Consider the following 14,053-nt stretch of genomic DNA (forward strand, 5'->3'; position numbering starts at 1 on the left):
CGACTTCGATGACTGACATCTCTCGGGCCCTCGAGCAGCTTTCTCCCTCGCAGCGCGCCCTTCTCGACCTGCTCCTCCAGGAGCAGCAGTCGGCGCAGCCTCACGCGGCGGCGCCCGTCCTGGTCCGGCGCGAAAGCAGCGAACCCGCTCCGGCATCGTTCCCTCAGCAGCGTCTGTGGGTCCTGCATGAGCTGGATCCCAGCAGCATGGCTGCCTACAACGTCCACGTGAGCGTGGAGTTCTTCGGGCGGCTGGACCGGGCCCTGCTCACGCGATGTGTGAACGAAGTGGTGCGCCGTCACGAATCGCTGCGCACGACGCTGAGGAGCCACGGCGGAGATCCGGTGCAGGTGGTCGCCCCCTCGCTGGAGCTCACCCTCCCCGAAGAGGACCTGTCGGCGCTGTCCCTGGAGGCGCAAGGAGATGAGATACGCCGCCGCATCATCTCGGAGGCCAACTTCGAGTTCGACCTCTCCGCCGGGCCGCTGCTGCGAGTCGGCATCCTGCGACTCGATGCGCAGCACGCACTGGTGCTGTTGACCCTGCACCACTCCGTAACGGACCAGTGGTCCCTGGGCGTGTTCCTCCAGGAGTTGATGGCGCTCTACAAGGCCTTCGAGGAGGGCCTGCCCTCGCCCCTGCCGGAGTTGGAACTCCAGTACCCGGACTACGCGCGGTGGCAGCGCGAGCAGCTCGAAACGCGGGAGCTGGCCGGTCAGCTCGATTATTGGCGACGGCAGCTCACGCCGCAGCCTCCCGCGCTGGTCGTGCCGTCGGACCATCCCCGACCAGCGCTGAAGACGTATCGCGGCGGGTGGCACCACTTCCGGCTCGAGCCAGAGCTGGCACGGAAGCTCAAGCAGTTGGCGCAGAAGGAAGGCGCCACGCTCTTCATGGTGCTGATGGCGGCCTACCAGACGCTGCTGCACCGTTACAGCGGCCAGCTGGACTTCGCGGTGGGCTCGCCTGTCGCCAACCGCCGGGCGCCCGAGCTCGAACCGCTCATCGGCTTCTTCGTCAACATGCTGGTGATGCGTGCGGATGCATCGGGGGACCCGACGTTCCGCTCGTTCCTGCACCGGGTGCGACAGGTCTGCCTGGATGCCTACTCACACCAGGACGTACCCTTCGACAAGTTGGTGGAGGAGCTGCAACCGCCCCGCGACCCCAGCCGCAATCCGTTTTTCGAGGCCGTCTTCGTCCTCCAGAACGTGCCTCAGCCGGCCCTGCGGATCCCGGGTCTGCTCGCGCGCTACGTGGAGTTGGATCTGGGCGCGTCCCAGTTCGACCTGCTGATGGAGCTGCGCGAGGACCGGCCGGACCGGTTCATCGGCCGCATCGAGTACTGCGCGGACCTGTTCGACGCGAAGACCGTCGAACGGATGGAGCACCACTACGTGCGCCTGCTGGAGAGCGTGGTGGAGAACGCCGACCAGCGACTCTCCGAGCTGCCCCTGCTACGCATCGAGGAGCGTCAACAGCTCCTGGTCGACTGGAACGCGACGTCCGCCGTGTTCCCGCGCGATACGCCGATTCACTCGCTCTTCTCCGAGCAGGCGGCTCGTACGCCAGATGCCGTGGCGCTCGTCAGCGGGGAGAGCGTCTTCACCTATGCGGAGCTTGAGCGCCGTGCGAACCAGCTCGCGCATCATCTGCGCACGTACGGCGTTTCCCGCGGCACCCGCGTGGGACTGTGCCTGGAGCGCTCGCCCGACATGGTGGTGGGCCTGCTCGCCATCCTCAAGGCCGGCGGCGCCTACGTGCCTATCGACCACCACTACCCCGCTGAGCGCATTTCCTTGCTGTTTCAGGAGGCTGGCATCGGCGTGCTCGTCACGACGAAGCCGCTGGCGGAAGAGCTCCCTGAATCCAACAGCAAGCACGTGTGTGTGGACACAGACGCGGACCTCATCGCCGCCTTGCCGCATGACGCGCGTCCTTCCGTGGACGTGGGCGGTGATGACCTCGCCTACGTCATGTTCACCTCCGGCAGCACCGGCCGGCCCAAGGGCGTCTGCATTCCCCACCGCGCAGTCGCTCGCCTCGTCCTCGCCAACCCCTTCATCCACTTCGGCCCTGACGAAGTCTTCCTCCAGCTCGCTCCCGTCGCCTTCGACGCTTCCACCCTGGAGCTCTGGGGCGCCCTGCTTCACGGCGCTCGTCTCGTCCTCGCTCCGCCTCACACGCCTTCTCTGGATGAACTCGCCGCGCTGCTGACTCACCACCGCGTCTCCACCCTCTGGCTCACCGCTGCCCTCTTCGAGCAGATGGTCCTTCACCAGGGCAACGCCTTGGCCGGTGTCCGGCAGGTGCTCGCTGGCGGTGACGTGTTGCCTCCTCTGCGTGTCCGGCAGCACCTGGAGCGCATTCCCCTCGGCGCAGTCCTCGTCAACGGCTACGGCCCCACCGAGAACACCACCTTCTCCGCCACCCACTCCCTTCGCACGGGTGACGCCTTCGGTACCTCCGTCCCCATTGGCAGGCCCCTGGGCCACTCCTCCGCCTTCGTCCTCGACTCGCGCATGGAGCCCGTCCCCGTCGGCGTCCCTGGCGAACTCTTCGTCGGTGGCGACGGCCTCGCCTGGGGCTACCTGAACCGACCGGAGTTGACGGCTGAGAAGTTCCTCCCTCACCCCTTCTCCTCCGCCCCAGGCGCTCGCCTCTACCGCACCGGCGACCGCGTCCGCTGGAGGGCCGACGGCTCCCTGGAGTTCCTCGGCCGCTCCGACTTCCAGGTGAAGGTGCGCGGCTTCCGCATCGAACTGGGCGAAATCGAATCCGTCCTCCAGCAGGCCCCGGGCGTCCAGGAGGCTGTCGTCCTCGCTCGTGAGGACGCTCCGGGCGACAAGCGCCTCGTGGCCTACTTCGTGCCCACCGCCGCAGCGCGGTCGGAAGAGCAGGCCTCGAATGCCGTGGGCGGCATCCGCACGTTCCTCAAGGCGCGGCTGCCCGAATACATGCTACCCGCGGTGTTCATGCCGCTGGAGGTCCTGCCGCTGTCCCCCAACGGCAAGGTGGACCGCAAGGCACTGCCCGCCCCGTACGCGGACCTGAATCGAACAGGAACGCCGTTCGAAGCACCGCGGAACGCCTCCGAGCAGACCCTGGCCGAAATCTGGGCCGAGGTCCTGGGCCTCCGTCAGGTCGGCATCGACGACAGCTTCTTCGAGCTGGGTGGCGACTCCATCCGCAGCATCCAGGTCATCGCGAAGCTGCGCGAACGGGGCTTGGAGCTGCCCACGCTGGAGCTGCTCCAGCACCCGACCATCCGCGAACTCGCCGGTGTCATCAAAGCCACGAGCGTGGCCCCCGCGCTCCAGCTCGCGCCCTTCAGCCTCGTGTCCGAGATAGACCGTCAGCGGCTGCCCGAGGACGTGGAAGACGCCTACCCGCTGGCCGCGCTCCAGTCAGGCATGCTGTTCGAGAGCGCGCTGGATGCCTCTGCCGGCATCTACCACGACATGTTCAGCTTCCATGTGGAGATGGCGCTGAACGAACCGCTGCTGCAACAAGCCTTCCGGGAGCTGTTCGCGCGTCACGCCATCCTGCGCACGTCGTTCCACCTGGACGGCCACGTAGAGCCCCTCCAGTTCGTCCACCGTGAAGTGGAACCGCCGCTAAAGTTCGAAGACCTCCAGCACCTGGAGGCCGCGCAGCAAACGGCCTACTTGCAAGCGTGGGCGGAAAAGGAACGCGTCCAACCGTTCACCTGGAACCAGGCGCCGCTGATGCGGCTCTGCGTGCATCGCCGGTCGGAAACCACCGTCCAGCTGACCATCGTCTTCCACCACGCCATCCTCGATGGCTGGAGCGCCGCGACCCTTCTCTCGGAACTCTTCGGCCGCTACCTCGAATTGCTGGAGGGCACTGAAGCCCCCGCCGCGCCGTCCCCGGCCGCCACCTACCGGCAGTTCGTGGCCTTGGAGCGAGACGCCCAGAACTCCCATGAGAGCGAGCGGTTCTGGCTGCGGCGCATGGATGGAGTGGACGCAGCAAGTCCGCGCCCGCTCCGGTCCCGGGGCGACGAGCGCGTCCTGCACACCCACGACGTGCGCATCCCCGCGCCGCTCCAGCAGGCCTTGCTACGCGTGGCTCATGAAGCGGGTGTGTCCCTCAAGACGGTGCTGCTGGCCGTGCATCTGCGCGTCCGGGGCTTCGTCGAAGGAAGCACCTCCATCGTCACCGGCATCGTCACCAATGGTCGTCCGGAAGTCGTGGATGGTGAGCGGATGATTGGCCTGTTCCTCAACAGCGTGCCTTTCCCGGTGACGCTGCCTGGAGGCACATGGCTGGAGCTCATTCAACAGGTCGCGAAGCATGAGCAGGAGTTGATGCCGCACCGCCGCTACCCCATGGCGCGGCTCCAGCAGAAACGCGGCGGTCAGCCTCTGTTCGACACGCTCTTCAACTTCATCCACTTTCACGTCGCGGGAGGGCTCTCCCAACAGAAGGGGCTGCGCTTCGTAGACGAGATGCTGGGCGCCGCCTGGATGGAACTCCCGCTCGGCGTCACCTTCACCCAGGACCCCGACACCTCGTCGCTATCGGTCTCCATCGCCACCACAGGCACTCGGCACGAAGCGGAGCGGACGCGGGAGTTGGGGCAGTACTACCTGCGCGCACTGGAAGCCGTGGCCGCGGGACCAAGTGGCCGCTACGAGCAAGCGGCGCTGCTCCCACCGGCCGACCGCGACACGCTGTTGGAGGCGTGGAATGCCACTCGCCGAGAGGTCGCCTGGGAAGGATGCTTGCACGAGCGGTTCGAGGAGCGTGCAGCCCTTTCTCCCGATGCCCTCGCCGTGGTGGACGATGAGCACTCGCTCACCTATGCCGAACTCAACCGTCGGGCCAACCAGCTCGCCTGGGCCCTGCGTACCCGAGGCGTAGGGCCCGAGGTCCGCGTGGGCCTATGCATGGAGCGCTCGGTCGACATGGTCGTCGGCGTCCTCGCCATCCTCAAGGCAGGCGGCGCCTACGTCCCCATGGATCCGGCATATCCCGCCCAGCGCCTGGCCTACATGGTGAGTGACTCGAATGTCGGCTGCGTGCTCACGCAGCAGCGCGTCGCGGACAAGCTCGCCGGGCACAAGGTGGAGGTCCTCTGTGTGGATGACGCAGGGCGCGTGAGCGGTTCGCGGGACGCGTCCAACCCGCCGCGACTCAGCGGGCCCCAGCACCTCGCCTACGTCATCTATACGTCGGGTAGCACCGGCATGCCCAAGGGCGTCATGGTGCAGCACGCCTCGGTGATGAACCTGCGCGCGGCGCTGGCGGCCACCGCCTACGCAGGTGTGGACACGCCCCTCCGCGTCAGCCTCAATGCGTCGCTGTCCTTTGACGCGTCCGTGCAGCAACTGGTGCAGCTCGCAGACGGACATGCGCTGTGCGTGGTGCCACAAGCGACACGTGAAGACACCCGCCTGATGCTGGCGTGGTTGGAGCGGCACTCCGTGGACGTCCTGGACTGCGCTCCCTCACAGCTGCGGCTGCTCCTAGACGAGGGCCTTGCCGCACACCGCCCCTTGCGCGTACTGGCCGGCGGCGAGGCACTGGACGAGGCGCTCTGGGCCCGGCTCTCCGCCCATCCCCACATCGAGTGCTTCAACGTCTACGGCCCGACGGAGTGCACCGTGGACTCCACGCTGCGTCCCGTACGCGGAGCGTCCCTGCCTCCTTCGCTGGGCGGTCCGTTGGCGAACGCTCAGACCTACGTGCTGGACGCCTACCTGCAGCCTGTACCGGTAGGTGTGCCAGGCGAGCTCTACATTGGTGGAGCGGGCCTGGCGCGTGGCTACCTGAATCGCCCTGAGCTCACCGCCCACCGCTTCATTCCCAATCCCTTCAGCGCGGCCCCCGGCGCCCGCCTCTATCGGACGGGAGACCGGGCTCGCTGGTTGCCCCAGGGCGAACTCGAGTTCCTGGGCCGCATCGACTTCCAGGTGAAGCTGCGCGGCTTCCGCATCGAACTGGGAGAGATTGAGTCCGCGCTACGCCAACACCCCGCCGTGCGCGACACCGTGGTCCTGGTCCGCGAAGACACGCCAGGGCTGCAACGCCTGGTGGCGTACGTGGTTGCGGAGGCGGAGACCACCACTGTCGTGGACTCCGGTACGTTCCGCCCGTTCCTCAAGGAGCGACTGCCCGAGCACATGGTGCCCTCGGCCTTCGTCACATTGGAGGCCCTGCCACTCACCCCCAATGGCAAGTTGGACCGCAGGGCACTGCCGGCACCGGAAGCTCCTCGGCACGCCGCCACGCGCCCGCTCAGCACGGAAACGGAGCGTCGTGTCGCCGCCCACTTGGCCTCGCTGCTGCATGTCGAGACGGTCAACGCCGAGGATGACTTTTTCGCACTCGGGGGCCACTCGCTCCTGGCCACCCAGTTGGTCACTCGGCTGCGGCAGGACTTCGGCGTCGACCTGCCGCTGCGGGCCCTCTTCGAGCAGAGCACGGTGGCGGCGCTTGCCGCGCGTCTGGACTCCGAGCGGGCTCGCGGCACCACGAGTGCCCTGCCTCCCATCCGTAGCGCGCCACGCGCTCAGCCACTGCCCCAGTCCTTCGTCCAGCAGCGGCTGTGGGTGATGGAGCAACTGACGCCCGACACCGCGACGTACAACAACCCTGCGGCGGTGGCCATCGACGGAGCGCTCGACGTTCGCGCGATGGAGCAGTCCCTGTTGCGGGTGGTGCAGCGACACGAGGCGCTGCGCACGACGTTCCGGAACGAGGGGGACCTGCCCGTGCAGGTCGTCCATCCGATCAAGACGCTGGAGTTGCCCATCACGGACATCTCCACCCTGCCCGAAGGTGAGCGTGATGCCCGGGCTCGTCAGCTCGCGAACGAGGAGGCCCATCTCCCGTTCAACCTGGTGCGCGGCCCGCTCTTCCGGGCGCGCTTGCTCCGGCTGGCTTCGGACAGACACGTCCTGCTCGTCACGATGCACCACATCGTGTCCGACGGCTGGTCCGTGGGTGTGCTGGTACGAGAGGTGGCGGAGGGCTACGAAGCCGCCGTCCAGGGCCGCGATGCACAACGGCCCCCGCTTTCGGTGCAGTACGCCGACTACGCCCTCTGGCAGCGAGAATGGATGCAGGGGCCGGTGCTGGAGTCACGGCTGAACTACTGGCGTGAGCAGCTCGCAGGAGCCCCCGCGGCCCTGGAGCTGCCTACCGACAGGCCGCGCCCAGCGGTGCAGACGTACCGGGGAGCGCTCCTCCCGGTGAAGATGCCCGCGAAGCTCTCCGAGGCGGTGACTGCGCTGGCGCGCCGTCAGGAGGCGACGCCCTTCATGGTCCTTCTGGCGGCATGGCAGTTTCTGCTCTCTCGCTACTCTGGTCAGCAGGACGTCTGCGTCGGTTCGCCCATCGCGGGCCGCACCCGGCCGGAGTTGGAAGGGCTCATCGGCTTCTTCGTCAACACGCTGGTCTTCCGGGCCCGCATGTCACCGGAGCTCACCTTCCGTGAGCTGTTGGCCCAGGCAAAGGCGGCGGCGCTTGGCGCGTCCGAACACCAGGACGTGCCGTTCGAAAAGCTGGTCGAGATGCTGCAACCCGCGAGAGACCCGAGCCGCTCGCCGCTCTTCCAAGTCACCTTCACCCTGCAGAATACGCCGCCCGTGCGACTGGAGTTGCAGGGGCTATCGTTGCGTGTGCTGGAGACGGAGCTGGAGACCGTCAAATTCGACTTGAGTCTCTTGCTGGAAGAGACCCCGGACGGGCTCTCCGGCGCGCTGAACTACAACACCGACCTCTTCGATGCCTCCACCGCCGAGCGCATGATGGGGCACTTCCGCACGCTGCTGGAAGCCATCGTCACGGATGAGCACCAGCGTCTGGCCGAGTTGCCCCTTCTGCGCACCGAGGAGCGTCAGCAGCTCCTGGTCGCCTGGAACGCGACGTCCGCCGCGTTCCCGCGCGATACGCCGATTCACGTTCTCTTCTCCGAGCAGGCGGCTCGCACGCCAGACGCCATGGCGCTTATCAGCGGTGAGAGCGTCGTCACCTACGCGGAGCTGGACCGCCGCTCCAATCAGCTCGCGCACCACCTGCGCGCGTATGGCGTTTCCCGCGGCACCCGCGTGGGCCTCTGTCTGGAACGTTCGCCGGACATGGTGGTGGGCCTACTCGCCATCCTCAAGGCCGGCGGCGCCTACGTGCCCATCGACCACCACTACCCCGCTGAACGCATCTCCTTGCTGCTTCAGGAGGCCGGCGTCAGCGTGTTCGTCACGCAGGAGTCGCTCGCCGATGAGCTGCCCAGCTCCGGCGGGTTGATGGTGTGCGTGGACACGGACGCGGACCTCATCGCCGCCTTGCCGCATGACGCGCCTCCTTCCGTAACCATGGGCGGTGATGACCTCGCCTACGTCATGTTCACCTCCGGCAGCACTGGCCGACCCAAGGGCGTCTGCATCCCCCACCGCGCAGTCGCTCGCCTCGTCCTCGCCAACCCCTTCATCCACTTCGGCCCCGACGAAGTCTTCCTCCAGCTCGCTCCCGTCGCCTTCGACGCTTCCACCCTGGAACTCTGGGGCGCCTTGCTTCACGGCGCTCGCCTCGTCCTCGCTCCGCCTCACACGCCTTCTCTGGATGAAATCGCCGCACTGCTGACTCACCACCGCGTCTCCACCCTCTGGCTCACCGCTGCCCTCTTCGAGCAGATGGTGCTTCACCAGGGCAACGCCCTGGCCAGTGTCCGGCAGGTGCTCGCTGGCGGTGACGTGTTGCCTCCTCTGCGTGTCCGGCAGCACCTGGAGCGCATTCCCCTCGGCGCAGTCCTCGTCAACGGCTACGGCCCCACCGAGAACACCACCTTCTCCGCCACACACTCCCTTCGCGCGGGTGACGCCTTCGGCACCTCCGTCCCCATTGGCAGGCCTCTGGGACACTCCTCCGCCTTCGTCCTCGACTCGCGCATGGAGCCCGTCCCCGTCGGCGTCCCTGGCGAACTCTTCGTCGGTGGCGACGGCCTCGCCTGGGGCTACCTGAACCGACCGGAGCTGACGGCTGAGAAGTTTCTCCCTCACCCCTTCTCTTCCACCCCGGGCGCTCGCCTCTACCGCACCGGCGACCGCGTCCGCTGGAGGGCCGACGGCTCCCTGGAGTTCCTCGGCCGCTCCGACTTCCAGGTGAAGGTGCGCGGCTTCCGCATCGAACTGGGCGAAATCGAAGCCGTCCTCCAGCAGGCCTCGGGCGTCCAGGAGGCTGTCGTCCTCGCTCGTGAAGACGCTCCCGGTGACAAGCGCCTCGTGGCCTACGTCGTGGGCGAAGACGGCGTGGAGTCTGTCGATCCGCGAGCCCTGCGCGACCACGTCCTGCGCAAGCTGCCCGAGTATCTGGTCCCCGCCATCTTCATTCCGATGGAGTCCCTGCCGCTGTCGGCCAACGGGAAGGTGGACCGAAAGGCCCTGCCCGCCCCCGCCGCAGACCGAGCGCTGATGGGCACATCCTTTGAGGCACCACGCGATGCCTCCGAGCAGGCGATCGCCGAAATCTGGGCCGAGGTCCTGGGCCTCCGACAGGTCGGCATCGACGATAGCTTCTTCGAGCTGGGCGGAGACTCCATCCGAAGCATCCAGGTCATCGCGAAGCTGCGCGAACGGGGCCTGGAGCTACCCATCATGGAGCTGCTGCAGCACCCGACCATCCGCCAGCTCTCCGGCGCGGTGAAGCACGCCGGAGAGTCCGCCCCTGCCGCACATGACGTGGCCCCCTTTGGCTTTGTGTCCGAAGCGGACCGCAAGCGGCTGCCGGAAGACGTGGAGGATGCCTACCCACTGGCCGCGCTCCAGTCGGGCATGCTCTTCGAGAGCGCGCTGGATGCCTCGGCCGGCATCTACCACGACATGTTCAGCTTCCATCTGGAGCTGGAGCTACACGAGCCGCTGCTGCGTCAGGCGTTTCAGGAACTGATTGCGCGTCACGCCATCCTGCGAACCTCCTTCCATCTGGATGGCTACGAGGAGCCACTCCAACTCGTCCACCGTGAGGTCAAGCCGCCTCTGCGCATCGAGGACCTTCGGCATCTGGAACCCTCCCAGCAGGACGCGTTCCTGCGGGAGTGGGTGGAAGCGGAGCGCATCAAGCCCTTCGAGTGGACCCAGGCGCCCTTGCTCCATGTCGCCGTGCATCGCCGCACGGACCGCAGCGTTCAGCTGACCATCGTCTTCCACCACGCCATCCTCGATGGCTGGAGCGCTGCGACCCTTCTCTCGGAACTCTTCGGCCGCTACCTCGAATTGCAGGACGACTCCAACACGCCCCCGGCACAGCCCCTGGCTGCGACCTACCGCCAGTTCATCGCGCTGGAGCGTGAGGCCCAACAGTCCGCGGAGAGTGAGCGCTTCTGGCTGAAGCGCATGGATGCCATGGACTCGCCAAGCCCCCGCCCGAACCGGGCCAGGGACGACGAGCGCGTGCTGCACAACCATGACGTGCGCATCCCCGCGCCGCTCCAGCATGCCTTGCTACGCGTGGCCCATGAGGCGGGCGTGTCCCTCAAGACGGTGCTGCTGGCCGTGCATCTGCGCGTCCGGGGCTTCGTCGAAGGCAGCACCTCCGTCGTCACCGGCATCGTCACCAATGGTCGTCCGGAAGTCGTCGATGGCGAGCGGATGATTGGCCTGTTCCTCAACAGCGTGCCTTTCCCGGTGACGCTGCCTGGAGGCACATGGCTAGAGATCATTCAACAGGTCGCGAAGCATGAGCAGGAGTTGATGCCGCACCGCCGCTACCCCATGGCGCGGCTCCAGCAAAAGCGCGGCGGCCAGCCTCTGTTCGATACACTCTTCAACTTCATCCACTTCCACGTCGCGGGAGGGCTGTCCCAACAGAAGGGGCTGCGCTTCGTAGACGAGATGCTCGGCGCCGCCTGGATGGAGCTGCCGCTGGGCGTCACCTTCACCCAGGACCCGGACACCTCGTCGCTGTCGATTTCCATCTCCACCACAGGCACTCGGCACGAAGCGGAGCGGACGCGGGAGTTGGGGCAGTACTACCTGCGCGCACTGGAGGCCGTGGCTACGGGCCCAAGCAGCCACTATGAGCAGGCGGCGCTGCTGACGGAGGCCGAACGCGACACGCTGTTGGAGGCGTGGAATGCCACTCGCCGAGAGGTCGCCTGGGAAGGATGCTTGCACGAGCGGTTCGAGGACCGTGCAGCCCTTTCTCCCGATTCCCTCGCCGTGCTCGACGATGAGCACTCGCTCGCCTATGCCGAACTCAACCGTCGGGCCAACCAGCTCGCCTGGGCCCTGCGTACCCGAGGCGTAGGGCCCGAGGTTCGCGTGGGCCTGTGCATGGAGCGCTCGGTCGACATGGTCGTCGGTGTCCTCGCCATCCTCAAGGCCGGCGGCGCCTACGTCCCCATGGATCCGGCATATCCCGCCCAGCGCCTGGCCTACATGGTGAGTGACTCGAATGTCGGCTGCGTGCTCACGCAGCAGCGAGTCGCGGACAAGCTCGCCGGGCACAAGGTGGAGGTCCTCTGCGTGGACGACGCCGCTCTCACGAACGAGCCGCGGTCCGAAGCCAATCCACCGAGGCGCAGTGAACCCGAACACCTCGCGTACGTCATCTACACCTCAGGCAGTACCGGCAAGCCCAAGGGCGTCATGGTACAGCATGCCTCGGTGATGAACCTGCGCGCGGCGCTGGCGGCCACCGCTTACGCAGGTGTGGACAAGTCCCTCCGCGTCAGCCTCAACGCGTCACTATCCTTCGACGCCTCCGTGCAGCAACTGGTGCAGCTCGCGGATGGACATGCGCTGTGCGTGGTGCCGCAGACCGCTCGCGAGGATGCGCGCGACATGCTGACGTGGCTGGAGCAGCATGACGTGGACGTGCTGGACTGTGCCCCGTCGCTGCTGCGCCTGCTGCTGGACGAGGGCCTTGCCGCACACCGTCCCTTGCGCGTACTGGCTGGCGGCGAGGCACTGGACGAGGCGCTCTGGGCCCGGCTCTCCGCCCATCCCCACATCGAGTGCTTCAACGTCTACGGCCCGACGGAGTGCACCGTGGACTCTACGCTGCGTCCCTTACACGGAGCGTCCCTGCCTCCTTCGCTGGGCGGTCCGTTGGCGAACGCTCAAACCTACGTGTTGGATGCGCACCTGCAGCCTGTACCGGTTGGTGTGCCAGGTGAGCTCTACATTGGTGGAGCGGGCCTGGCGCGTGGCTACCTGAATCGCCCTGAGCTCACCGCCGACCGCTTCATTCCCAATCCCTTCAGTACGGCCTCCGGCGCCCGCCTCTACCGGACGGGAGACCGGGCTCGCTGGTTGCCCCAGGGCGAACTCGAGTTCCTGGGCCGCATCGACTTCCAGGTGAAGCTGCGCGGCTTCCGCATCGAACTGGGGGAGATTGAGTCCGCGCTACGCCAACACCCCGCAGTGCAGGACACGGTGGTGCTGGCACGCGAGGATACCCCTGGCTTCCAGCGCTTGGTGGCATACGTGGTCCCGCATGCTTCACAGTTGGAGGAACAGCCTTCGATGGCTGCGGGCGTGCTCCGGGCGTTCCTCAAGGTGCAGCTGCCCGAGCACATGGTGCCCTCGACCATCGTCATGCTGAACGCCCTGCCCCTGAATCCGAGCGGCAAGGTGGACCGAAAGGCCCTGCCGATACCGGAGGAGACGTCCGTTCAGCAGGTGGCGTACATCCCGCCGCGTGATGCATACGAAATAGAGCTGGCCCGTATTTTCGAGGACCTGCTCGGCGTGGCGCCGATCGGCGTGAGGAGTGACTTCTTCGAGCTAGGCGGTCACTCGCTGGTCGCGGTGCGGCTGCTATCGATGCTGCGCGCACGCACGGGCCGTGCGCTCCCGGTAACGGCGCTCTTCCAGGCACCGACCGTGGAAGGGCTGGCCGCTTTCCTGCGGCGAGAACCCGCGCCATGGACTCCGCTCGTCCCCATCCAACGCGGTGGCTCGCGAGTGCCCTTCTTCTGCGTCCACCCCGTGGGCGGCACGGTGTTCTGCTACACCGAGCTGGCCCGGCGTCTCGGCCCCGAACAGCCATTCTACGGGCTGCAGGCCCAGGGGCTCGAAGGATCACTGCTGCCGAACGAGTCGATCGAGTCCATGGCGGCGAGCTATGTGAACGCCATCCGCACGGTGCAACCGAGGGGGCCCTACCGGCTGGGCGGCTGGTCACTCGGAGCAGTCATTGCCTTCGAGATGGCGAGACTGCTTCAAACAAGCGGAGAGACCGTGGATGTCGTCGCCATGATTGAACCCAGCTCCACATCGCAGGTTCGAGGCATGCCGGCCGCCGACGACCTGGCCGCGGCGACGATGTTCGCAGTGGACCTGGCACGCACGGCCGGAATCCCATGGGGGACCTCGGAGATCATCGAGGGTGACGCGAAGGTGCTGCTGGAGCGCGTGCTGGAGAAGGGCCGAGAGGCGGGCGTCCTCATCCCAGATGCTGACATGGAGCAACTCCACGCCCTGCTTAGCGTCTTCACCGCCAACGTGCGTGCGATCCAACAGCACACGCTGGGCAACTACGCAGGCACACTCACCGTGCTACGCGGAAGCGACTCAGAACTGGAGTCACCCGAGACCGAGGACCTGGGCTGGAGCCATCACGCCGCACACCTGGAGGTGCGCGAAGTTCCGGGAGACCACTATGGTGTCCTACAGGCACCGGGGTTGGATGCGCTCGTCAGCGCGCTGCGCGAACTCCTGGAGCGCGCCGACACGCCCACACGACTGGGGTTGTGAGGCGGAGGATCATCGCTAACTCCTTGTAACTGTGGAGCGGCAACGGCCTCCGCTCCACTTGCTGCTCGTCTGTCGTTGAAGCCAAGGAGCCCCAATCAGAGCCCCTAGTAATGAACTGTTTCGCCAAGAAGTCTGAGCCTGCATGCTCAATGCGGCGTTTTTTGAAGCGGCGACCACTTGCACCCCAAGGAACCCCGGGAGCCGTTCGGCCGCTGGGGTGCGAAATGCCCCGCGCGAGCTGGACATACGCGGCACTCGCCCACTATTACACGCGCCAGCAGCAGGCGCACGTGAGCGATGCCTGCATGCGCAACGTCTGCCAACGGCAC

Annotated in this window: 1 protein-coding gene; it reads left to right on the forward strand. The window is 66.8% G+C overall.

Annotated features, from left to right (window positions below; all coding sequences use genetic code 11):
* Positions 1-8 precede the first annotated feature (8 nt).
* The gene (locus FL344_RS01655; RefSeq protein WP_141617241.1) at positions 9-13,724 is read left to right on the forward strand and encodes a non-ribosomal peptide synthetase; all 13,716 of its coding nucleotides are present in this window, start codon (positions 9-11) and stop codon (positions 13,722-13,724) included.
* Positions 13,725-14,053: the final 329 nt, after the last annotated feature.

The organism is Myxococcus sp. AB036A (genome assembly GCF_006547355.1).
Classification (GTDB): domain Bacteria; phylum Myxococcota; class Myxococcia; order Myxococcales; family Myxococcaceae; genus Myxococcus; species Myxococcus virescens.